21 protein-coding genes, 1 tRNA gene and 2 pseudogenes are annotated in these 21486 nt (G+C 70.5%); 14 read left to right on the forward strand and 10 right to left on the reverse strand.

Annotated elements, in window-relative coordinates; genetic code table 11:
• Positions 1-53: 53 nt before the first annotated feature.
• From SPOPO_RS0118920 to SPOPO_RS30515, 3 genes are read right to left on the reverse strand one after another with little or no spacing between them, the layout of a single operon-like run.
• Positions 54-1619 carry an FMN-binding glutamate synthase family protein gene (locus SPOPO_RS0118920; protein WP_051098408.1) on the reverse strand — a complete coding sequence of 522 codons (1566 nt, stop codon included), beginning with the start codon at positions 1617-1619 and terminating at the stop codon, positions 54-56.
• Positions 1620-1647: 28 nt separating this feature from the next.
• Positions 1648-1851, reverse strand: coding sequence for a hypothetical protein (locus SPOPO_RS0118925; protein WP_019876576.1), 204 nt, complete (start codon positions 1849-1851; stop codon positions 1648-1650).
• On the reverse strand, positions 1848-2249 hold the full coding sequence (locus SPOPO_RS30515) for an STAS domain-containing protein (RefSeq protein WP_211210920.1): 402 nt from the start codon (positions 2247-2249) through the stop codon (positions 1848-1850). Before SPOPO_RS30515 ends, SPOPO_RS0118925 begins: the two co-directional genes overlap by 4 nt.
• A 123-nt stretch (positions 2250-2372) precedes the next feature.
• Between SPOPO_RS30515 and SPOPO_RS0118935 the strand changes: the two genes are divergently transcribed.
• From SPOPO_RS0118935 to SPOPO_RS0118975, 8 genes are all read left to right on the forward strand, one after another.
• Complete coding sequence (locus SPOPO_RS0118935) at positions 2373-3080, forward strand: response regulator transcription factor (RefSeq protein WP_019876578.1); 708 nt, start codon at positions 2373-2375, stop codon at positions 3078-3080.
• Complete coding sequence (locus SPOPO_RS0118940; protein ID WP_028984917.1) at positions 3077-4456, forward strand: sensor histidine kinase; 1380 nt, start codon at positions 3077-3079, stop codon at positions 4454-4456. The genes SPOPO_RS0118935 and SPOPO_RS0118940 overlap by 4 nt, the downstream gene beginning before the upstream one ends.
• Complete coding sequence (locus SPOPO_RS30520; protein WP_019876580.1) at positions 4453-5025, forward strand: GerMN domain-containing protein; 573 nt, start codon at positions 4453-4455, stop codon at positions 5023-5025. Before SPOPO_RS0118940 ends, SPOPO_RS30520 begins: the two co-directional genes overlap by 4 nt.
• Before the next feature lie 116 nt (positions 5026-5141).
• Entirely contained in the window at positions 5142-6020 is an 879-nt protein-coding gene (locus SPOPO_RS0118955) for a hypothetical protein (RefSeq protein WP_211210921.1), read from the forward strand.
• A gap of 74 nt (positions 6021-6094) precedes the next feature.
• Positions 6095-6168 (forward strand) — tRNA-Ile (locus tag SPOPO_RS0118960).
• Between the two features lie 54 nt (positions 6169-6222).
• Positions 6223-6807, forward strand: coding sequence for a type IV toxin-antitoxin system AbiEi family antitoxin domain-containing protein (locus SPOPO_RS0118965; RefSeq protein ID WP_028984918.1), 585 nt, complete (start codon positions 6223-6225; stop codon positions 6805-6807).
• Positions 6804-7697, forward strand: a complete 894-nt coding sequence (locus SPOPO_RS30525; protein WP_019876585.1) for a nucleotidyl transferase AbiEii/AbiGii toxin family protein — start codon at positions 6804-6806, stop codon at positions 7695-7697. The genes SPOPO_RS0118965 and SPOPO_RS30525 overlap by 4 nt, the downstream gene beginning before the upstream one ends.
• A gap of 1094 nt (positions 7698-8791) precedes the next feature.
• Entirely contained in the window at positions 8792-9694 is a 903-nt protein-coding gene (locus SPOPO_RS0118975) for a hypothetical protein (RefSeq protein WP_156870026.1), read from the forward strand.
• Between the two features lie 112 nt (positions 9695-9806).
• Here the strand turns inward: SPOPO_RS0118975 and SPOPO_RS34440 are convergent, their stop codons facing one another.
• The gene (locus SPOPO_RS34440; protein ID WP_156870028.1) at positions 9807-10025 is read right to left on the reverse strand and encodes a hypothetical protein; all 219 of its coding nucleotides are present in this window, start codon (positions 10023-10025) and stop codon (positions 9807-9809) included.
• Positions 10026-10482: 457 nt separating this feature from the next.
• Here SPOPO_RS34440 and SPOPO_RS30530 point away from each other — a divergent pair.
• Positions 10483-11163: pseudogene (locus SPOPO_RS30530) on the forward strand (IS1380 family transposase); the annotation flags it as partial.
• 118 nt (positions 11164-11281) lie between these two features.
• Here the strand turns inward: SPOPO_RS30530 and SPOPO_RS30535 are convergent.
• The 3 genes and pseudogenes from SPOPO_RS30535 to SPOPO_RS0119000 form a co-directional block, all read right to left on the reverse strand.
• Complete coding sequence (locus SPOPO_RS30535) at positions 11282-11644, reverse strand: helix-turn-helix domain-containing protein (protein WP_019876590.1); 363 nt, start codon at positions 11642-11644, stop codon at positions 11282-11284.
• Positions 11641-11970: pseudogene (locus SPOPO_RS30540) on the reverse strand (type II toxin-antitoxin system RelE/ParE family toxin); the annotation flags it as partial. The gene SPOPO_RS30535 and the pseudogene SPOPO_RS30540, both read right to left, overlap by 4 nt.
• 642 nt (positions 11971-12612) lie before the next feature.
• Positions 12613-12834, reverse strand: coding sequence for a type II toxin-antitoxin system VapB family antitoxin (locus tag SPOPO_RS0119000; protein ID WP_084671276.1), 222 nt, complete (start codon positions 12832-12834; stop codon positions 12613-12615).
• 103 nt (positions 12835-12937) lie between these two features.
• Here SPOPO_RS0119000 and SPOPO_RS0119005 point away from each other — a divergent pair, with 103 nt between their 5' ends.
• Together SPOPO_RS0119005 and SPOPO_RS0119010 are read left to right on the forward strand one after the other, a co-directional pair.
• Positions 12938-13387, forward strand: coding sequence for a type II toxin-antitoxin system PemK/MazF family toxin (locus tag SPOPO_RS0119005; protein WP_019876593.1), 450 nt, complete (start codon positions 12938-12940; stop codon positions 13385-13387).
• Positions 13388-13433: 46 nt separating this feature from the next.
• Positions 13434-13778: a metallopeptidase family protein gene (locus SPOPO_RS0119010; RefSeq protein WP_019876594.1), complete on the forward strand. Its 345-nt coding sequence runs from the start codon at positions 13434-13436 to the stop codon at positions 13776-13778.
• Between the two features lie 7 nt (positions 13779-13785).
• On the opposite strand, the gene SPOPO_RS0119015 is transcribed toward SPOPO_RS0119010, so the two are convergent.
• Positions 13786-14607 (reverse strand): SCO6745 family protein, encoded by an 822-nt coding sequence (locus tag SPOPO_RS0119015; RefSeq protein ID WP_019876595.1) that lies wholly within the window; start codon positions 14605-14607, stop codon positions 13786-13788.
• A 101-nt stretch (positions 14608-14708) separates the two neighbouring features.
• On the opposite strand from SPOPO_RS0119015, the gene SPOPO_RS0119020 reads away from it, so the two are divergent.
• The 3 genes from SPOPO_RS0119020 to SPOPO_RS0119030 are packed head-to-tail and all read left to right on the forward strand — an operon-like array spanning position 14709 to position 18104.
• Positions 14709-16679 (forward strand): S9 family peptidase, encoded by a 1971-nt coding sequence (locus SPOPO_RS0119020; protein ID WP_019876596.1) that lies wholly within the window; start codon positions 14709-14711, stop codon positions 16677-16679.
• 55 nt (positions 16680-16734) lie between these two features.
• A complete protein-coding gene (locus SPOPO_RS0119025) occupies positions 16735-17385 on the forward strand; it encodes a helix-turn-helix domain-containing protein (RefSeq protein ID WP_019876597.1) in 651 nt (216 codons plus the stop codon).
• Between the two features lie 17 nt (positions 17386-17402).
• Entirely contained in the window at positions 17403-18104 is a 702-nt protein-coding gene (locus tag SPOPO_RS0119030; RefSeq protein ID WP_156870030.1) for a hypothetical protein, read from the forward strand.
• A 6-nt stretch (positions 18105-18110) separates the two neighbouring features.
• On the opposite strand, the gene SPOPO_RS30545 is transcribed toward SPOPO_RS0119030, so the two are convergent.
• The gene (locus SPOPO_RS30545) at positions 18111-18791 is read right to left on the reverse strand and encodes an ABC transporter ATP-binding protein (RefSeq protein ID WP_019876599.1); all 681 of its coding nucleotides are present in this window, start codon (positions 18789-18791) and stop codon (positions 18111-18113) included.
• On the reverse strand, positions 18788-21481 hold the full coding sequence (locus SPOPO_RS0119040) for a branched-chain amino acid ABC transporter permease/ATP-binding protein (RefSeq protein WP_019876600.1): 2694 nt from the start codon (positions 21479-21481) through the stop codon (positions 18788-18790). Before SPOPO_RS0119040 ends, SPOPO_RS30545 begins: the two co-directional genes overlap by 4 nt.
• Positions 21482-21486 lie beyond the last annotated feature (5 nt).

The raw sequence follows: 21486 nt of genomic DNA on the forward strand, positions 1-21486 counted from the left end.
CGGTCGCGCATTCCTCCAGGTGCGTGGCCGCTCCGTTCTGAGTTCAGCGGACGTCAGCGCGCGTGCTTGGACGCGGGCGCGGCGTCGCCGACCGGAGCGGTCACGGTCATGATTCGTTCCAGCTCGTCGCGGTCGGCCGCGCTCAGCCGGCCCCAGTGGGGTTCGTAGCAGGCCATCTCGCGCAGCGTGCCGGCCGACTGGCCACGGTCGAGCAGCTCGATCATGTCCGCGTCGATCAGGGCGGGGTGGTGGACCCCGCAGGCCTCGGCAAGCTTGAGCACGTCCCGGCGCAGCGTCTTCACGTAGTTGGCGAGGCGGACCGACTTGAGCGTCGGGTCGAGCCCGCGCGTCAGCCACCGGTTCTGGGTGGCGACCCCGGTCGGGCAGCGGTCGGTGTGGCACTTCTGCGCCTGGATGCACCCGACCGCGAGCATCGCCTCGCGTCCGACGTTGACGAGATCGGCGCCGAGCGCGAAGGCCGTCACCGCGGCGTCGGGCAGGCCGAGCTTGCCGGCGCCGACGAAGACGATCCGCTCGGTCAGGTCGCGACGGGCGAAGGCCGAGTACGCGCGGGTGAACCCGAGGCGGAACGGCAGTGAGACGTGGTCGGAGAACGCGAGTGGTGCGGCGCCGGTGCCGCCCTCGCCGCCGTCGATCGTGATGAAGTCCACCCCGCGGGTGCCGGGGACCATGAGCTCGGCGAGTTCGTTCCAGAAGTGGTCCTGGCCGACCGCGGACTTGATGCCGACGGGCAGCCCGGTCTCGGTGGCGACCATCTCGACCCAGTCGAGGAGGGAGTCCGCGTCGGAGAACTCCGCGTGCCGCGACGGGCTCACGCAGTCCTGACCGACCGGGATCCCGCGGACGCGGGCGATCTCCTCGCTCACCTTGGCGGCGGGGAGCAGGCCGCCGAGACCCGGCTTCGCGCCCTGGCTGAGCTTGATCTCGATCGCGCGCACCGGGGCCGAGGCGACGAGGTCCTTGAGCCGGGCCAGGTCGAACCGGCCGTGCTCGTCGCGGCACCCGAAGTAGCCGGTGCCGATCTGGAAGATCAGTTCGCCCCCGTGGCGGTGGTGGTCGGAAAGGCCGCCCTCGCCGGTGTTCTGCAGGCAGTCGGCCAACGCGGCTCCCCGGTTGAGCGCCTCGACCGCAGGGCCGGACAGGGACCCGAAGCTCATCGCGGAGATGTTGAAGACCGAGTCGGGCCGGAAGGCGCCAGCCCGGTCCCGGGCAGCGCCGAGGACCTTGCCGCAGGGGACCCACGCCTCGTGGGCCGCGGTCGGCTCGGACGGCGGGGTGAGGCGGCCGAGCGTCGCGTGCTTGAGTACCGGGTAGCCCTCGGTGTACTCGATGTCGTTGTCGGTCCCGAAGCCGAAGTAGTTGTTCTCCAGCTTGGCCGAGGCGTAGACCCAGCGGCGCTGGTCCCGCGTGAACGGGCGCTCCTCGGAGTTGCCCGCGACGATGTACTGCCGCAGCTCGGGTCCGAGCGCCTCCAGCAGGTAGCGGGCGTGGCCGAGCACCGGGTAGTTCCGCAGGAGGGCGTGCCGACGCTGCGTCAGGTCGCGCGCGGCCAGGGCGGCGACGGGCAGGGCGGCTCCGAGCAACTTCTTTGCAGGCACGTCGAAGACGTACCCACTCCGCGGCCGTCTACCGCTCGGCGGCGTCCTCCCGTCGCGGTGTGTGCGTGTCGAGCTCCCGACGCGCCATGGCCGCGAGCACGGGCAGGGACACGGCTCCGTTCGCGCTCAGCCGCAGGACGACCTCGTTCACGGTCTCGGCGGGCAGGCGATCGGCGTATTCGCGTTGCAGTTGGTCCCGGATCTCCAGGACGGACGTGGGCGACCGCGTCATGCGGGCGCCGTCCCGCGGCTCGATCGCCGTCGGGCGGAGGGGTAGGTCAGACGTGGGGACACGGCGTCGACGTCGAACACGCGCCAGAGGCCGGTGCGGTGCAGCTGGTCGAGCGCGCGACGGCTGGGGAAGCGGATCGCGACGGCGCCGCCCCGCGCGCGGCAGGCGCGGTGCGCGGTCAGCAGGGCGCCGATGACGGGGGAGGGGAGCTCGTCCAGGCAGGAGGCGTCGACCACGATGGTGCGGACGCCGGCGAGGACCAGCTCGTGCAGCTCGAACCGCAGGTCGGGCATGCCGTCGGGCTCGACGTCGGGGTGCAGCAGAACGACGGCGACGTCGTCGTCACCGGTCCAGTCGGTCGCGGCGTCTGCGTGCATCACGTCCCCTCGGCGGCTCACCTCTTCAGCGTGCCGGGGTCCTGTTGCGACCTTCCGACTGCGAACTTTGTGATCGTGTGACGATCGGGTTGTCGGGGCGTGCTGAAGGAGGCCGCTCTGGGTGCCTCTGCCACGATGGGCCCCATGCCGACGCGATTGCTCATCGTGGAGGACGACGACCGTATCCGTGCCGCGATGCGCCTCGGTCTCGAGGACGAGGGTTACGAGATCATCGAGGCGGATCGCGCCGAGACGGCGTTGAGCGAGATGCACGCCCGCACGCCGGACGTGATGATCGTCGACCTCATGCTGGGCGCGGTCGACGGATTCACCTGCATCCGCGAGGTGCGCAAGTTCAGCGACGTCCCGATCATCGTCGTCAGTGCGCGTGCGGACACCCACGACATCGTCGCGGGCCTGGAGGCCGGCGCCGACGACTACGTCACGAAGCCGTTCCAGATCAAGGAGATCAGCGCGCGGCTGCGCGCGCTGCGGCGGCGCGCCACCAGCGCGGTGATGCAGCCGGAGGAGGCGAACCCGACGGACGTCGTCCTCGACTCGGGCCGGGACCTCGTGCTCTCGACCGCGGCGGGCATGGTGCGGCTCGGCGGGCAGCAGGTCTCGCTGACGCTGACCGAGTTCCAGCTGCTCAGCGAGCTGGCGGCGAACCCGGGCATCGTGCTCAGCCGCACGACGCTGCTCGAACGCGTGTGGGACCAGGGCTTCTTCGGCGACGAGCGGCTCGTGGACGCGCACGTGCGGCGGCTGCGGACCAAGGTCGAACGGGATCCGGCCAACCCCGAGCTCGTCGTGACGGTCCGCGGGATGGGTTACCGACTCGACCGGCGATGAGGAAGCTCCTGGTGCGGCGGCCCCGCGGACTCCGTGGCCGGATCGCCCTGACGTTCGGCGCCGGCGCGCTCCTCATCGCCGGGACGCTGGCGGGCTCCACGTTCTTCTTCTCGCGCGCCTACCTGTACGACCAGCGGGAGCGCACGGTCGTCCGGCAGGCCGCGCTCGACGCGGTGTTCGTCGCGGACCAGCTCGACAGCGCGGACGCGAACATCCCCGCGATCCTGTCCGCCGCGGGCGCTCCGGAGTCGGGCACGGTCGTGGTGGAGCGCGACGGGGAGTGGTACTCCTCCTCGCTCGGCGTGGGGCGCGAGGTCATTCCGCCCGCCCTGGCGGAGCGGGTGAACTCCGGCCGCGCGGCGCGGACCACCGTCACCCGGGACGGGGTCCCGACCGTCGTGGTCGGCATCCCGCTGACCCGGCCGGGGGCCACCTTCTACCGCGTCGTCCCGCTGCGGGAACTGCACGAGACGATCCGCACGCTGCAGGCCGTGCTGGCGACCGGTGCCGCCGTCGCCGGCGTCAGTGGGATCGCGCTCGGGATCTGGGCCAGCCGGCGCGTGGTGCAGCCGCTGAACCTGGTGGCGGCGACCGCGGCGGAGGTGGCGGGCGGCCTGCTGGACACTCGGTTGCCGCCGACCGACGACCCGGATCTCGCGACCATCGTCGGCTCGTTCAACGCGATGGTGGACACCCTGCGGCGCCGCATCGAGCGGGACAGCCGGTTCGCGGCGGACGTCGCGCACGAGCTGCGGTCGCCGCTCACGACGTTGGTCGCCGCCGTCGATGTGATGCAGCGTCGGCGCGAAGAACTGCCCGACCGTTCGCGGGAGGCGCTGGACCTCGTGCACGCCGAGCTCGACCGCTTCCTGCAGCTGGTCGACAGTCTGCTCACGCTCGCGCGCGCCGAGGCCGGGCTCGAGCGCGACCGGTTGGAAGCGGTCTCGATGACGGAGCTGGCGGCGCAGGTGGCCGACCGCGCCGGGGCAGGCGCCCACATCGTGTCGGCCGTCGATCCTGGTCTGGTCCTCGGCGACAAGGCGTTGCTCGAGCGTGCGTTGTTCAACCTCGTCAACAACGCCGAGCGCCACGGCGGCGGGGTGAGCGCGGTGCGGGTCGAGCGGCGGGACGACCAGGTGGCCGTGCTGGTCGACGACGAGGGGCCGGGCGTCCCGGTCAGTGAGCGCGAGCGCATCTTCGAGCGGTTCGCGACCAACCGTGCGGCGCGCGGATCGTCGTCCGGTACCGGTCTCGGGCTGGCGCTGGTCGCGCAGACCGTCACCGCGCACGAGGGGATGGTCTGGTGCACCGCCAACCCGTCCGGCGGCGCGCGCTTCGTCGTGCGGATGCCTGCGCTTCCAGAGGACGAGCTGTGAGGGGGTGGGCGGCCGCGGTTGCGTCGGTCCTGATGCTGACGGGGTGTGGTCTGGGGCCGTCGGGCGGCGTCAAGGACATCGACCCGCTCAGCCTGCCGCCGCGTCTGCTGGCGGACGCCCCGCCAACCGCCGTGCCCTCGAGGGACCCGGACAGCTCGGGTGCCGCCGTGTACTTCCTGCGGGACACCACGCTGCGGCCGGCGGTGCGGACCCTGACGGCGCGGACAGGGGTGCCGGCGCTCCAGGAGCTGCTCAACAGTCTCGCGGCCGGTCCCGATGGGACCGACCGACAGCGCGGGGTGAGCACCGCGCTGCCTCCGACCACCCGGCTGACGGTGACCGGGCTGGAGGGGGACCTCGCGACGGTGGACCTGAGCTTCGGTCAGGTGCCGCCCGACCAGACCACGGCGATCGCCCAGATCGTGCTGACGGCGACCTCGCTGCCCGAGGTGAACCGCCTCCTGCTGACGATCGAGGGCGCGCCGCTGCAGGCACCGCTGGCCAACGGGGCGCAGACCGACCGTCCGCTGACCCGCTCCGACTACGTGCGGATTGTGCGTCCGAGCTGACGAACATTGCGGTTGTGTGCGCGTCGGACTGCGGCTTGGTTGCGCTCCCGCGCCGGGTCTTCTGAGGAGTCGCCGACCAGGCTTACGTTGGGTCCGCGATGTTCCACCGGTTGCGCTTGACGTGTGCGACGGCCACCTGCGCCGTGCTGGTCGCGGCGGTCCCGGCCGGCGCCGCTCCGGCGCGGGAAACCGCGCGCATTCCGATGATCAGCGTGACGATCGCGGAGGACCGCACCGAGATCTCCGGCGGTCTCACCCAAGTCGCCGGGCCGCTCCGGTTGCGCGTGCTGGCCGAGGACGAGGACCACCTGCTCTCGCTGTTCCGGCTCAAGCCCGGTTACACCGTCAAGCAGTTGCGCCGCGACACCCGCGCGCTGACGCGGCTGTACTACGACGGCGGCCAGGACAACGCGGCGGCCGTCAAGCGAATGCAGCGCAACGTCATCACCTACGGCGGCGCGAACCCGAGTCTCGGGGCCATCGCGACGGCGACGGTGAATTTGACGCCGGGGCAGTACTACCTCTCGGACAACGTCGGTCCGCCCGGGGGTCGGCTCTACAAGCTCAAGATCGTGCCGGGCCGGAACACCGCGGCGATGCCGACGGGTACGCCGGTGATCACGATGAACGACAAGAACCGGTACCAGGGTGCGAGCAAGCTCAAGGCGACCGGCACCGTGCTGATCCGCAACCGGGTCTCGAAGGGCCACCGGTGGCTGCAGGTGGCCTTTCTGCAGGTGAAGCAGGGCACCACTCCGGAGCAGGTCTCCTCCCTCTTCCGCGGCACCGGTGACGGCGCGTTCGTGCTCTCCGGCTACGTCGGCGGCGACACCCTGTCGCCGGGCCGGGAGCAGTTCCTGACCTACTCCGTCGAGCCGGGCACCTACGCGCTGATCTGCTTCTTCCCGAACCCCGACAACCCCGGGTCGACCTACGTCGCGGACGGCATGGTCCGCATCGTCACCCTCGACAACAACAGCACCGCGCTGGACTGATCGCCGCCTGAGCACCCGCCTTCGCACAGCAACCGGCCGGCCGAGCACTACCCTCGGACCGGCGCAAAGCACACGGGGCGGTAGCTCAGCTGGTTAGAGCAGGGGACTCATAATCCCTGGGCCGTCGGTTCGAGTCCGACCCGCCCTACCGATTCGGCAGGAAAACCTTTACACCTGGCCCGGTGGTGTGGAGACTTTCCCCATGGCTCCGGTCCTGCCTCGGGCGCTCGGTGAGACCTTCCGCTTCACCGAGGCGCTCGCGGCTGGGTTGAGCGAGCCGGCGCTGCGCGAGCTCGTCGAGCTCGGGCGGCTGGAGCAGGTCGCCCGCGGCCTGTTCCGGCGAGCGAACGCACAGCTGGCCGATCTCGACCAGATCGAGATCGCGAGCAAAGCGCCGATGGCCACCTTGTGTTTGACGAGCGCCCTGGTTCATCACGAGTTGAGCGATGACATCCCGGCGGTGATCGACATTGCTTTGCCGCGCGGGGCTTGGCATCCCAAGGTCAGTGCCCCGGTGCGCTGGCACTCCTTCGCGGTCGCGACGTTCGAGCTCGAACGCGGGCAGATCGAGCTCGACTCGTCGACCTCGATCGGGGTGTACGGGCCGCGCCGAAGCATCGTGGATGCGTTCCGTTTGGACTACCAGATCGGGCCCGAGGCAGCTGTCGAGGCGCTTCGACGTTGGCTCCGCGGGGGAGGGAACAGTCCGGCGTCATTGATGGAGATGGCGCGCAACTTCCCGCGGACCGAGGCGAAGATCCGCGGGGTCCTGCAGGTCTTGTTGTGACGAAGGTGAGCCGCGACTCGGTCGCGGGCCGCGCGTACCTCGACCTTCAGAACCTGGGTCGACGTACCGGACGCCCGGGCGCGGAACTCATGCAGTTCTACGCCCTCGAGGGTTTCCTCGCCCGCCTCGTGTCTAGCCCCCATGCGAAACGTTTGGTCCTCAAGGGTGGTGTTCTGCTGGCTGCGTTCGGAGCGCGCCGGCCGACCCGCGACGTCGACCTAGCTGCGCAGGACATGGACGGTGACGCCGAACATCTGCTGCGTGCAGCGCGGCAGATTGCGCGCGTCGAACTGGACGATGGACTCTTACTGGACCCAGACAGGGCACGAGCCGAGTTGATCCGTGAGAGCGATGCATATCCCGGCGTCCGGATCACGATGCCGTGCAAGCTCGCGACGGCCTCCGTGTCCTTCCACGTGGATTTCAATGTTGGCGACCCGATCCTGCCGCCTCCGGCGATCATCGCGCTGCCGCGCGTCCTCGGAGGCAGTATCGACCTGTTGGGATACTCGCAGTCGATGGTCCTTGCGGAGAAGATCGTGACGGCGCTGGAGCGCGGCCTCGCGACGACCCGATGGCGAGATTTCGCAGACATCTTGTTTCTGTCCGACGCCGCCTCGCTAGATGCCGCTGAGATGTACGAGAGTTTGGCTGAGGTAGCGTCACATCGCGGAGCGCGTCTGACAACGTTGGCGGATGCCGTCGCAGGTCTCGAAGAGGTCGGGCAGGGCCGGTGGGAATCCTGGCGAAGCAAAGTGGGCTTCGAAGATCGCTTGCCGCGGGATCTCGGGCAGGTCTTGCAGGCTGTCGCAGCCTTCGCCGATCCGGTGATCCTGCGGCGTGCGGGCAGCGGCACGTGGGATCCGCACAGGCGGTCATGGAATGGCTAGTCCGCAGGAGCGGGAGCTGTCATGACAAGTCCTGCAAAAGACTCTCCCGAGCTCCAAATGATTCGAGGGGTGTTGCCCTGGGGTACTCCTAATCGATCTCGTCTGTCGGCCGTACAAACGAGGATCGGCAGCCCGTGATCACCTGTCCTGTGTGCGAGTACGACGGGCTGACGGCGAAGCCGTACGAGCTGTGGCCGCCGCCGGCTCATCTCGCGCTGTCGCCTCCGTACGAGCGTGTGCTCGGCCGGCCGTCGTACGAAGCCTGCCCGCGGTGCGGGTTCGAGTTCGGCAGGAACAACAACCCCGGCACCGGGGTTGCCTGCTCGTTCGAAAATTACCGCGAGGAGTGGGATGCCTCCGGCCGGCCCTGGTTCGACGCGACGTTGGCACCGCCGAGCCCAGCCCGGCCGCGTCCCGGTCACGGGACAGTGTTCGTCCTCCGGCTCAGCGAGGGCGAATGGCAGGGCAGTTGGCAGGATCCCGAGGCGAGCGACTGCGACGACGTTGAGGGGACGAAGGTCGAGGTCTTGGCCTGGGCTCGGAGCTGCCCGGCCGCGCGTTGGGTCGTGTACTCGCATCTGAGGGAGGAGTACCTGGATCTGCCGGCGGACGACGACTTCGACGTCGGGTTGCCGCCCCGTCGGGGGCGCTCTTTCGTCTCGCGCCCGGTGGAGACTTCAACTGGGGGCGAAGGGTGGTTCGGTCGAACCGCCACCGAAGGGTTGGAGGCCGCTGGGTTCGCTTGGGTGCATGTCGCACGGGTGGGTTCGGAAGCAGAAGCGCGCGCCGAGGTCGACGCGTGGCGGGGGACCTCTCGAGGTGCCGGTCTGACTGGTGCCGACGTGCGCATCGACGGCGGGTATCGGACGACGTCCCGTACTTCGATTTGTGGCTTAACCTACCGTCCTGACCCCGCGTCAGGAACGGCGAGCAGGCGGTGCACTGACGCCCTAAGTTCAGCCAAGAGCGGTGCTCCAGTGAAAACGAGGAACCATGCGTGACAGGTACGAGGCCGCGGGTGGCGGCGTGGAGGCCGTGACGCGTGCGCGTTCAGGCCCCGCCGGGGACCGTAGGGTTTGACCGTGGCTGGTGAGGTGCCGAGCTGGGAGCAGCTGAGGGCTCGTCTGAACGCGCCCGGCTACGAGACCGCTGCCGGGGTGATGCGTTGGGTCGCCGATGAGGATGACGAGTTCTACGGCCACCAGCCCCGTCGAGGGACGTGCCGGTTCTCGCATGCCCGGGGTGAGCGCTGGCGGGTGGAGGACGATCAGCGCCTGCTGCACATCCAGAACGGCTCGATCGCTTACGTCCGGGACAGCGATGGGGTCCTCGTCCGGTCGGTGGACCCCTCCCCAGACGTCCCGGACGGTCATCCCTGGTCGCTGTTCGGGAACCCGTTGATGCGCGGTGACCTGTTCACCACGGAGACCGACTTCTTCTATCCGACCGGCCCGGCGAAGCCGGTCGAGGTCGCTGGTCGACGGGCTTGGGAGATCGAACTGGCACCTCCGGCGCACAAGGCACACCCGCTGGTGATCGTGATCGACGATCTGACGGGGACGTGCTTGCGGCAGTCGGGCGGGGGCGGCGTGTGGCTCGCCGAGCTGACCGAATTCACCCCGCACGTGGAGTTGGACCCGCTCTCTTTCGAGTGGGCCGGGCCGTACAGAGAACGCCGGGAGGCGTGGGAATCGGTCGTCGATCCCGAGGGCGAGATCGCGTCCGACTACCTGGAGCGCGTACACCAGCGCCTGGCCGTGATCGAGGTTCTGTTGCATGCCTCGGAGCGCTGCCGAGAGTTGGTTGCGGAGCTCGCTACGGCTCGCGATACCGAGGCGGCGCTGGAGGCCATCGCGACCCTGCTGGAGGTCTCAACGGAATTCGCACTGCCCGTGCTCGACATGCAGTGGCGCCGCCTGCCCCGCTCCGAGTACGACAAGCTCCGTGAGGAGCACGCTGAGCTCCGGGCCTTGTTGGCCCGCCACGGCTGGGTCTGAGGGGGAACACCGCCGCGGTGGGCTCGGGGCCCGTCGTCCCCGCGCATCGAATGCAGGACATTGCAGGGAGGCCCGACACCGTCGGCGGTGCGTGGGTGGCTGGCGGCGGGTCTCAGCGGTCCACTGCGGCTTCGGGCGAGCCGACGATGAACACGCCGTCGAAGGGGCAGGCGGCAGGTACGAGGTCGGCAAGCAGGTCGGCAAGTGCCCGGCCGTCGTCGTTGCCGCCGCCGAGCTGCACGGTGTCGCCGCTTCGGGCGATGTCCTTGCCGATCCGGACGGCGGGTACTGCGCTCGATTCCGTTGGTTGCGTGCCTTTCGGCCACACCACCAGGCGATAGGAGCCGCCCCCGGCGGGGGAGCGCGCCGGCGGCGCGCCTCGGGTCGGGTCCGAGGCGCTGACGAATCAATCGCCCTACGACCGCCCAGGTATCACCGTCAACAGGTTGAGTTGGATGCGCGCACACGGGCTGAATTCGTGCCCGTCAGTAGTCTCGGCGCATGACAGGGGCGAAACGCGGCGGGCGATGCACTACTGCGTGGAAGCGCCGCCGCCCGGGCGTGAGAACGAGCCTGTCGCTCGCGGTCCTCGCTGTGGTCACTGGTTGTGGATCCACGTCTTCGAACGAAGTGGGGGGCGCCGATTCGGCCGCTTCTGCCCGCACTAACCTCGACATTTCGCGTGTGAGCGGTTGAGTTCGGCGCGTTAAACACGGAAGTGCCTGTCTGGCACGGGATTCTGGGCTTGTCGAAGGTCCAAGATCGCCGAGCCGGAAGGCACTCCGTAGGTGAAGGGTAGCCGGGTTCGTTCTGTGCCCCGTGTTGAGGCTGGCGGCGAGTCGCTGATCTCTTCAGCGGGTGGGGCGTTGCTTTTGAAGACCGCGGTGGCCAGCGGCTTGGCCGGTGCCCTGTCCCGGGGGTTGGCGCCGTGGCGGGCGCACCGGGCGGTGCACGACCCAGGTAAGACGGTGCTCGATCTGGTGGTCGCGATCGCGTTGGGTGGGGACTGTCTGGCCGATCTGGCGTTGGTGCGCGCGCAGCCGGAGCTGTTCGGCCCGGTGGCTTCGGACCCGACGGTCAGCCGACTTATCGAAACCCTGGCCGCAGATCCGGACACGGCCAAAGCCACACTCGGCGCGATCCGTGCCGCCCGCGCGCAGGCCCGGGCGTGGGTGTGGTCACGGGTCGATCCGTGGGCTGGTCAGGACCGCCCGGTGCTGGATCTGGACGCCACGCTGGTCGGGGCGCATTCGGAGAAGGAAGGAGCGGCGCCGACCTTCAAGCGCGGGTTCGGGTTCCACCCGCTCCTGGCCTTCGCCGATCACGGCCCGACCGGAACCGGCGAGCCGTTGGCCGCGCTGCTGCGCCCCGGCAGTGCGAATGCCAACAACGCCGCCGATCAGATCGCAGTCCTCGATGCCGCACTCGCCCAACTGCCCGAAGCGGTGCGGGGCCGGGTGCTGGTGCGCGCCCTGGATTAGCGCCCCGGCGGGCTCTGGACCGAGGACTTGCCGTCCGACCCATGATCCAGTCGACCAAACAGCCGATCGCTTAGACGCCTCACGGGTCGCGTTTCGATTGGACGAGTTATGCGCTCTTGATCGTCCTCCTGGGAGAAGCGCTCCGGGCACGACGCTTCTTCGCCGGAGTTAGGCCCGTCAGCGCGATCGTCTCGTCGCCCTTGACCACCGTCAGCTCAAGTCGCCCGCCCACGGCGGTGATGTATTGCTCGAGCACATCGAGTGTGACGTTCCGGGCCCGTTCAATGGCCGCGATGCGGGGCTGACTCACACCAATCCGCTTCGCGAGCTCCCGCTGTGACAACCCAGCCTGCTCCCGCAACGCGGTCAGCCCCGCAGCGAGTCGCAGTTCGTCCTCGATCTCCTTGAGCCGGTCAGCGGCACCGGGAGCCTCGAGGACCTTTTTCTCGAAGCGCTCCATGTCACTCATCGCTTCCTCCCCTTCTCCTCTCGTCCGCTGGCCCTTTTGTTGGCCAGGGCCGCCTGGTGTGCCTCGAAGCGCTCATCTGCGACCGGAATGTTGCGGACGTACCACCCTTTCCAGTCCTCGCTCTTGTCTCCGCCGGCCAGGAGGATCGCCCTCCGCACCCGATCGAAGGCGAAGAGGACCCGCACCTCCGTGCGACCTGTCGAACCCGGACGCAGTTCCTTCATGTTCTTGTGCCGGCTTGCCACCACGCTTTCCACCAGCGGTCGCCCGAGTGCAGGACCGACGTCGCGGAGCACCCTGATCGCCGCCAGCAGTGCCTCCGCGTCTGCCTGGTCGAGCTGTCAGCCCACTCCCCGCAAGCCGGATGGCACTCGACGGTCCAACCAGATGATAACGATACCGATATCAGCCCCGCCTCCGCCCCCGCGTGTCAACCATCAGCCGGCGGTGCCAACGATCCGCCGAGGCACCGACAGAACGTCGGCGAGCCAAATGCGCACAGGTGCTGGGGCGGGTCGGACTCGAACCGACTGCCTAGGACACCTCGACGAGCAGCGTCGGCCAGTCTTCTGACGCGAACCGCCGGCTGACTAGTAGCCCGCAGGCGTCGAAGGCGGCCCACACACGCTCCTACTCAACAGGGGCCGATCGCCCTGAGTATCCGGGAAACAGTTGCCCGCGAGCCCGGAAAGGGGCTCGCTGAGCGGGGGGTTCCGTTCGACCCCCGAAGAAGGAATCGGCATCGCGCCCGGAGCCGGTCTCAGGCTCCGACCGGTGAAATTCCGGCGCCAGGTGCCGGCCACCTTCGCAACGTCCGTGGTGATGGGCAGGACAACCAGACCGTCGATAGGCGCCTCGGCGGGGGAGGGTCCCCTGGCCGCAAGCCACGCACCCCACAGCGGACGTCCACGGAGAGTCGATCAGCACGGTGCTGCCGAGCACACGAGCACGGACGCAACCGGCCCTACTCAACCGACCTGGCGCTGACGCTCCACCCAGCCGGCGGGGTCCTTGTCCCAGTCGTGACCGGCGTCGACTGTGCCGGCGGCCCGCCGTAACGACTGGGCCCGCAACTGGCGATCGACGGCGGCGCGCAGCGCGTCGCGGACGAACTCGCTCCGCCCGCGGGGCCCGGCGAGCCGGCCGACCGCGGCCACGAGGTCGTCGTCCACTTCAATGTGCACTCGCATGTGTAGAAGGTAGGTCCAAGCGGACGGAGCTTCCTGCGCTTCATGGTGCGGCGGCACGGGGTGCCGGCTCGCCCCCGGGCACCGGACCAGGCAGGCTTGCTCCGTGAACGTGGCCCGGATCTCCTCGCGACTGCTCGCCCGGCTGTTGGAGCCGCGACCGCGCCGAACGCGCCCGAAGCCGCCCGGTGGACGGATCCTGACCTATTCGCCGGACCTCGACGGCGCCGCGGACCCGGGGGAGGTCGTGTGGGCGTGGGTGCCGTTCGAGGACGACCCGAGCCGGGGCAAGGACCGACCACTCCTGGTGGTGGGGCGGGACGGGCACCGACTCTTCGGCCTCATGCTCTCCAGCAACGCGGACCGGGAGGGACAGCGGCACTGGATGCACCTCGGCGCCGGGGCGTGGGACGGTCAGCAGCGGCCGTCGTGGATCCGGCTCGACCGGGTGCTCGACGTCCAGGAGAACGGCGTCCGGCGCGAGGGCGCGATCCTCGACCGCGCGCGGTTCGACAAGGTCGCGGCCGAGCTGCGCCGGTCCTACGGCTGGACGTAGCCGGCGCGGCGCGGAATGGACACGAGCGCGGCTCGGTTCTCCCGTCATGTACGCGATGGGGCGGGACGAGTTCGAGTTCGAGGTCGGCCGGGTTCTGGAGAACCTGCCGCAGCGATTGAGCAGCCGGATCGCCAATGTGTCGTTCGGTGTCGACGACGGGTTCGAGAACCTCAATCTGCTTGGCCTCTACGAAGGCGTCCCACTGACCAAGCGCACCAGTCAGTACGCCTTCGCCCTGCCGGACCGCATCACGATCTACCGCCTGCCAATCCTCATCCGCTGCTGGATGCGGGACGAGGTGGTCGCGCTGATCGAGAAGGTCGTCAAGCACGAAGTCGGTCACTACTTCGGCATCGACGACGCACGCTTGCACGAGCTCGGCTACGCCTGACGGGTCGTCACCAGGGTTGCGCGGCGACGAGCGGGGCGGCGAGGGGTTCGAGCGCGGTGACGAGCTCGTCGATCTCCGCCGGCTCCAGGGCGTCGTAGGGCGGGGCGGCCAGATCGTCCGTCAGATCCTCGATCCGTTGCTTGACCGCACGGCCTCGTTCGGTGAGCAGGCAGTCCTCGCCGACGATGCCGCGCCGGCGCAGACCCTCGACGCCGGCGGCGAGGTGCGCGGCCGGGAGGTGGTGGGTCCGTCCGAACTTCTCGGCCGGCATGCCCATGTCGAGCGCGACCAGGATGTGCGCCTCCAGACCGTTGATGCGCTCGGTCATCAGTGCAGCGATGTGGCCGTCACCCCGGTGCTCGCGCAGCAACGTCGCGGCGTGGAAGAGGCGAGCCGCCGCACCCTCGGGCAGCGGCAGCGCCCGTAGGGCGGCGTACATCGGGCGGCCCTCGTACGGCGCGCTGACGGCGGCTTTGGTCAGCAGGTGTCCGGCGCGGACGAACGCGGGGGAGTCGACGTGCTCGCCGAGGATCCGTCGCATCGTCGCGACGCAGCCGTGTTGTCGAGCGGCGAAGGCCGCCTCCGGGGTCGTGGTGTCCCAGACCTTCGGGATGTGCCGCGCCACCTCGCCCGCGGCGAAGTTGTAGAACAGGGCGTCGACGACCTCCGCCGGGACCCGGCCGAGCGGCGCGGCGCGGCCGGCGAAGTAGGTGTCCCAGAAGTCCGTGAACCCGAGGGCGAACAGTGCCTCGTTCGGTTCGTCGAAGGCGTAGGGGATCACCCCGATCGGCTCGACCAGCTCGAACATCCGCCGTGCCGTCGCGTTCATGGGGTGATCCTCCTCCTGCTCGGTCGTTCACCGGTGCAGACCGGAGCGCGGCGGCGAAGTCATCGGCGTCGTGCGGCGTCGTCGGCTCGTAGGGTGGCGCCATGATCGTTCGCGCACCGTACGGATCCTGGTCCACGCCGATCACGTCGGAGCTGCTGCTCAGTGCGGCGGTTCAGCTCCGGGAGGTGCGGGTCGACGACGACACCGGCGTGGTGTGGGCGGAAGGGCGGCCCGCCGAGGGCGGCCGGACGCAGCTCGTCCGGCTCGACGCCGCGGGCAACCGGACCGACCTGCTGCCCGACGGATTCAACGCCCGCACCGGCGTGCACGAGTACGGCGGCGGGTCGTGGTGGGTGCGCGACGGCGTCGTCTGGTTCGTGAACTGGGTCGACCAGCGGCTGTACCGGCTCGAGCCCGGCGGGGAGCCGCAACCGCTGACCGAGGAGCCGGCGGTGCCGCGTGGTGACCGGTGGGCGGACGGGGAGATCTCGCCCGACGGGGAGTGGATCGTCTGCGTGCGCGAGCAGCACGCGGCCGAGGGCGGCGCGGCGGCGGTGCGCAACGAGATCGTCCGCCTGGCGGCCCATGCCCCGTCGACGCCGGAGATCCTCGCGACCGGAACCGACTTCGTGTCCTCACCGCGGTTGTCGCCGGACGGACGCACCCTGGCCTACGTCCGGTGGAATCACCCGTCGATGCCGTGGGACGACACGGAGCTCGTGCGACTGGACCTCGACTCCGGGGCCGAGACGGTGGTCGCCGGCGGACCGGGGGAGTCGGTCGGCGAGCCGCGGTGGACCGAGGACGGGCGGCTTCTCTTCCTCTCCGACCGCACCGACTGGTGGAATCTCTACTGCGCCGAGCCCGACGGCACCGTCGCGTCCGTGGTCGAGATCGACGCCGAGATCGGCTGGCCCGCCTGGATGTTCGGCGCGGCCCGCTACGCGGTGCTGGCCGACGGCACGGTGGTGTTCGCGCGCGTCCGCGGTGGGTACGACGGGCTGGCGCTGCGTCTGACCGATGGTCAGATCGTCGATCTCGACCTGCCGTTCTCGATCTACTCGGACCTGCGGCTCGCGGGCCCGTCCTCGGTCGTGGTGGTTGCCGGGAGTCCGACGAGCGAGCAGATCGTCGCGCGGATCGATCTGACCGACGGAAAGCCCGTCGTGACGGAGCTGCGGGCGCCGCGGGCCCTCGGCCTCGATCCGGCGCTCATTTCGCTGCCCGAGCACGTCTCGTTCCCGAGCCGCGGGGTGGACGGCTCCGCGCGCACTGCCCACGCGCTGTACTACCCGCCGACCAACCCGGCGTTCGAAGCGGCCGCGGGGGAGCGCCCGCCGCTGCTCGTGGTGATCCACGGCGGCCCGACCGCGGCAGCGATCCCCGTGCTCCAGCTCGGTCTGCAGTTCTGGACCAGCCGCGGCTTCGCCGTCGTCGACGTCAACTACGGCGGCTCGACCGGTTACGGCCGTCCGTACCGGGATCTGCTGAAGGACGCGTGGGGCGTGATCGACGTCGAGGACTGCCTCGCGGCGGCGCGTTGGCTCGCGGAGAGCGATCGCGCGGACCCGGACCGGCTGTGCATCCGCGGCGGGTCGGCCGGTGGGTTCACCACGCTCGCCGCCCTGGTGCGCGAGGACACCCCGTTCGCCGCGGGCGCCGACCACTTCGGGGTCTCGGACCTCGCGGCACTCGCCGCCGAGACCCACAAGTTCGAGAGCCGCTACCTCGACGGCCTCGTCGGCCCGTACCCCGAGGCGGCGGAGATCTACCGCGAGCGCTCGCCGATCAGCCAGGTCGAGAAGTTCCGCAAGCCGCTCATCGTGCTGCAGGGGAGCGAGGACGCCGTCGTCCCGCCCGCCCAGTCCGAGGTGATCGTCGACGCCCTCCGAACCCGCGGGGTCCCGGTCGCCTACCTCCTGTTCGAAGGCGAGCAGCACGGTTTCCGTCGGGCCGAGAACATCCGCCGCGCGGTCGAGTCCGAGCTCTCCTTCTACGCCCAGGTATTCGGCTTCGACCTCCCCGAGGAGGAGGGCATCGACCCGGTGCTGATCGAGAACCTGGCGGGGTAACAACCGGCACCGTCTTCCCATAGCACTATCGTTCCGATAGCGGTATGGTTGTGCTATGGAGGTGTCGGTCGGCGAGGCGGCGGTCCGGCTCGGGGTGAGCGGGCGACGGGTGCGGGAGCGGATCGCGTCCGGAGACCTGCGAGCGCGCCGGATCGGGCGGGCCTGGGTGGTGGACGAGGCGCAACTCGGCCGCTCGCCGCGGGTTGGTCGGCCGATGTCGCGCCGGGTCGCCTGGGCATTCCTGGATCTCCTCGCCGGTGGCGTTGGCGAAGGCGTCAGTCAGCCCGAGCAGTCGCGGCTTCGCAAGAAGCGCTCGCTTCTGCTCGAAGCGTCGGATCCGGCATCGCTGCTGCGGTCCTGGCTCCCCGCCCGGGCTGAGGTCCGTCGCTACTCGGCCGCCGACGCCGACCTGCCCGCGCTCCGCGAGGACGCGCGAATCGCGTTGTCGGGGGTGAGCGATATGCGTAGTGGCATGGCAGCAGCAGGGGTGGTCGAGGGGTACGTCGGGGACGATGAGGTCGACAACCTGGTCGCGGACTTCCTGCTCTCGGAGCGGGGGGAGCCCAACGTGATCCTGCACGTCCTCCAGGAAGACCGGCCCGTCGCGGCGCCCGTTCCGCTTCCCCTCCTGCTGGCGGACCTGGCCGACCATGACGGCCCGCGTGAGAGAGCGGCGGTGGCGCGGCTGCTGCGGGATCTCCCGTGACCGTGGTGATGCCTCCGATGACGGAGGCGCAGGAGCAGGCCTGGCTGACGCTGTTTCGGCTCTCCGAACGGCTGGACCGCACGTGGTGCCTGGTCGGCGGTCAGATGGTGCATCTCTACTGCGCCGAGCGCGGGTTCACGCCGAACCGTCCCACCGAGGACGCCGACACTGTGCTCGACGTCCGTGGGCAGCCGGACATCGTCGGGCGGTTCACCAGCGCCCTGCTTGATCTCGGCTGGGCCTCCGCGGGTGAATCGCCGGACGGGCACCAGCACCGGTGGACGAGAGGAGCGGCCCAGCTCGACGTGCTCATCCCCACCCACGTCGGTCCCCGAGCAGCCGGTCGGCGCGGCGCCACCGGTGGGACCACGGTCCAGGCCCCGGGCGGGCAGCAGGCCATCGACCGGGCCGAGCTCGTCCGCGTCGAGGTCCGGGGAGTGGTCGGCGAGGTTCCGCGGCCGAGCATGGCGGGCGCGCTGGTCATCAAGGCGGCCGCGCAGCAGAACAAGTCCGACCGGTACCGCGACCGGCACCTCAACGACTTCGCGGTCCTCGCCGCGATGGTGCAGCGGACGGACGACCTCGCGGCGATTCTGCGTCCGCGGGACATCGACTACCTGCGCCGGACGCTCGCCGATCTCGACGCTCGCCCCGACGTGGTCGCTTCGATCGCCGGAGCCGACCGCGGCGTGGAGGTCCTTGCCCGCATCGTGGGTTGAGCGCGGTCAGGACAGATAGCGCTGCTGGACGGCGACGAGCTGGGAGCCGATCTCGTCGGCGGTGCCGGACATCTCGATCCGGCCGCGCTGCATGACGAGGACGCGGTCGGCGACGGCGAGGACCTTCCGGACGTGCTGCTCGACGAGGAGGACGGCGACCCCGTCGTCGGCGGCGGCGCGGACCGCGCCGAGGAGGCGGTCGACCACCATCGGGGCGAGGCCGAGGGAGAGTTCGTCGGCGAGGAGGACGCGCGGCCCGCCGGCCAGGGCCCGAGCCAGCGCCAGCATCTGTTGCTGGCCGCCGGAGAGGTCGCCGACGCGGCGGTTGAGGTGCTCCCGGAGCTCGGGGAACAGCTCCAGCGCCCGGTCCTTCGACACCTTCGCCACGGCGAGGTTCTGAGCGACCGTCAGGGTCATCAGAACCGACCGGGTCTCGGTGACCAGACCCAGGCCCGACCGGGCCCGACGGTGCAGGGGCGCGGTCGTGGCGGCGCCGTCCACGCGTACCTCGCCCCGGAGTGGGGCCTGCGCGCCGGCGAGCGTCATCAGCGTCGTCGTCTTGCCTGCGCCGTTGGGTCCGAGCAGGGCGACCACCTCGCCGGGGGAGACGGCCAGGTTCAGGTCGCGGACGACGACCGTCGACCCGTAGCCGGCGGCGAGGTCGTGCGCTTCGAGCACCGCGGTCATGCGTGGGCCTCCTCGCCGAGGTAGGACGCGACCACGTCGGGGTGCGCGCGGACCTCGTCCGGCGTCCCGGTGGCGATCACCCGGCCGAAGTCGAGGGCGACGATGCGGTCGCACGTCGCCATCACCAGCGGAACGTCGTGCTCCACCAGCACGACGCCGATGCCGTTCGCGGCGGCGAGCGACCGGATCGCCTGCCCGAGTTCCTCGCGTTCGTGGGAGTCGAGCCCGGCCGCCGGTTCGTCGAGGAACAACAGTGTCGGTTCCGCGCACATCGCGCGGGCGATGCCGACCAGCCGCGCCTGACCCTGCGACAGTTCCGCCGGCCGGTGCGCCAGGACGGCACCGAGTTCGAACAGCGAGACGATGCCCGGCATCGCGTCGCTCGGCACCTGGCGGCCCGGGCGGACCAGGTCGGTGAGGTACCGCCACGACGCCTGTCGGTCCGCGGCGACGAGCAGGTTCTCCTCGACCGTCAGCTCCTCGAAGAGCTCGACGGCCTGGAACGAGCGGCCGATGCCCTCGCGAGCGCGTCGTTCGGGGGACCAGCGGTCGATGGGCTGACCGCCGAGGCTGATCGACCCTGCGGCGGGTTTCGTGAACCCGGTGACGACGTCCAGCAACGTCGTCTTGCCCGCGCCGTTGGGCCCGATGAGTCCGACCACCTCGCCCGGCAGGACGCTGAAGCTGACGCCGTCCAGGGCGACGACACCGCCGAAACGGACCGTCAGGTTCTGCACGTCGAGGGCGCGGAACTCGCGTTCGCGGCGCGCCACGTCGGCGGCCGAGGTGGTCGCGCGGCCCCAGGGGAGGCCCGGCAGCCGGCGGCCGAGGTCCGCGATCTGCGCGCCCAGACCGTCGGGGGCGTGGCGGATCAGCACGATCACCTGCAGGCTCGCGAGGATCGTGATCCAGGTGACCGTGTCCGGGTCGGTGACGAGGTCGGTCAGCAGTCGTGAGCCGACGGCACCGACCGCGAGCGTCGCGCCGATCGCCGCGCCGCCGATCGAGCCGAGCCCGCCGATGACGGCGTACTGCACGACGTTGATCGAGCCGAAGATGTTGAACTGGTCGAACCGGACGGCCTGGTCCTTGAACCCGAGCACCACGCCGCCGAGGCCGGCGATCGCGGCCGAGAGGCCGAATGCATAGAGCTTCGCCCCGTACACGCCGACCCCGAGCGACGCGGCCGCGCGCTCGTTGCTGCGGACCGCGAGCAGCCGGCGTCCGCTGCGGCCCCGGCGCAGGTTCGCCACCACGAGACCGGTGACGAGCAGCAGCACGAAGGCCACCGAGGCGTAGCGGTTCGGGTGCGCGACGCCGTCGATGCTCCAGCCGAAGACGTCCGCGCCCGCGACGGTCGTGCCCGAGTACCCGCCGGTGAGTTCGGTGTTGCCGAGCACGATGGCCTGGACCGCGATGGCAAGTCCGAGCGTCGCGACGGCCAGGTCGACGCCGCGGGCGCGCAGCGCGGGCAGGGCGACGATCAGTCCGAGGGGCACGGCGAGGGCGACGCCGGCGAGCAGCGCGAACGGGAACAGCAGGCCCTGGGTGTCGTAGAGCCGCGCCGCCACCCACAGCCCGAATCCGGCGATGGCGAACTGCGCCAGCGACAGCTGCCCCGCGTACCCGGTGACCACGACGACGGAGAGGATGACGATCGCGATCGCCACCGTGATCGTGAGCGCGCCGGCCCAGGCCGCGTTCGCGGTCGAGGTCGCGAGCAGTCCGACCACCAGGGCGGCGGCGACGAGCTCGGGCCGGATGCGGCCGGTCCCGGGCAGGGGGAGTCGCGCGATCAGTTCGCCGCGTTGCAGGCGCCCGCGGCCGCGGATCGCGGTGACGAGCACGATCAGCAGGACCGGCACCGCGGTCGGGAGTCCGGCGAGCTCTTCGGGGTGGTCCTTCACGAAGCCGAGCTGCGGGATCTCGGCCTGCACGACGCCGATGGCGAGTGCGGCGAGCACGGTGACGCCGAACGAGGCGAACCGTCCGATCAACGCGGCCGCGAGCGCCGGGATCACCACCGCGGTGAGGGCGTTGATGTCGAGCCCGAGGACGGGCGCGAGCAGGATCGCCGCCGCCGCCGAGATGGCGCCGGCGATGGCGAAGTTCGCGAGCTCGATGCGGGTCGCGGACAGTCCCGAGATCGCTGCGACGCGGCGGTTCTCCGCGACCGCCGCCGTCGCGAGGCCGAACGGGGTGGCGGAGTAGAGCAGCCGCAGGATGACGGCCGCGACCAGCGCGATGCCGATCAGCACCAGCCGGTCCTGCGGGACGAAGACGTCCGGCAGGACCTCGCGGCGGGTGGTGACGAGCAGGGAGCGCGGTTGGCCCCGGCTCTCCTCGCCCCAGATCAGCTCGATGGCGCCGACGAGGATCGTCAGGATCCCGAGCGTCGCGATGAGTTTGGCGACCGGCGCGGCCCGGCTCAGCAGCGTCATCACGATGATCTGGGTGAGGACGCCGATGACCGCACCGGCCGCGATGCCGATCGCCATCGCGAGTTCGCGCTGGACGTCGTGCGTGTCGCGCAGGTCGTAGGCGACGAAGGCCCCGAGTGCCCCGGTGGCGCCGGCGGCGAAGTTGAGCACGCCGGACGCCCGGTACACGAGGACGATGCCCAGCGCGGTCAGCGCGTAGAGCGATCCCGTCGCCATCCCGAGGATGGCGAAGCGCGCGTAGGTCTCCACCGTTG

This window comes from Sporichthya polymorpha DSM 43042, assembly GCF_000384115.1.
GTDB classification, from domain to species: domain Bacteria; phylum Actinomycetota; class Actinomycetes; order Sporichthyales; family Sporichthyaceae; genus Sporichthya; species Sporichthya polymorpha.

Coding starts and splice junctions, on each gene's coding strand:
- SPOPO_RS0119030 (WP_156870030.1), top strand. CDS start 17,403: ATGACGGAGGCGCAGGAGCAGGCCTGGCTGACGCTGTTTCGGCTCTCC.
- SPOPO_RS0118925 (WP_019876576.1), bottom strand. CDS start 1,851: ATGACGCGGTCGCCCACGTCCGTCCTGGAGATCCGGGACCAACTGCAA.
- SPOPO_RS0118965 (WP_028984918.1), top strand. CDS start 6,223: ATGGCTCCGGTCCTGCCTCGGGCGCTCGGTGAGACCTTCCGCTTCACC.
- SPOPO_RS0119010 (WP_019876594.1), top strand. CDS start 13,434: ATGTACGCGATGGGGCGGGACGAGTTCGAGTTCGAGGTCGGCCGGGTT.
- SPOPO_RS0119020 (WP_019876596.1), top strand. CDS start 14,709: ATGATCGTTCGCGCACCGTACGGATCCTGGTCCACGCCGATCACGTCG.
- SPOPO_RS0119025 (WP_019876597.1), top strand. CDS start 16,735: ATGGAGGTGTCGGTCGGCGAGGCGGCGGTCCGGCTCGGGGTGAGCGGG.
- SPOPO_RS0118935 (WP_019876578.1), top strand. CDS start 2,373: ATGCCGACGCGATTGCTCATCGTGGAGGACGACGACCGTATCCGTGCC.
- SPOPO_RS0118940 (WP_028984917.1), top strand. CDS start 3,077: ATGAGGAAGCTCCTGGTGCGGCGGCCCCGCGGACTCCGTGGCCGGATC.
- SPOPO_RS0119000 (WP_084671276.1), bottom strand. CDS start 12,834: ATGCGAGTGCACATTGAAGTGGACGACGACCTCGTGGCCGCGGTCGGC.
- SPOPO_RS30545 (WP_019876599.1), bottom strand. CDS start 18,791: ATGACCGCGGTGCTCGAAGCGCACGACCTCGCCGCCGGCTACGGGTCG.
- SPOPO_RS0119015 (WP_019876595.1), bottom strand. CDS start 14,607: ATGAACGCGACGGCACGGCGGATGTTCGAGCTGGTCGAGCCGATCGGG.
- SPOPO_RS30535 (WP_019876590.1), bottom strand. CDS start 11,644: ATGAGTGACATGGAGCGCTTCGAGAAAAAGGTCCTCGAGGCTCCCGGT.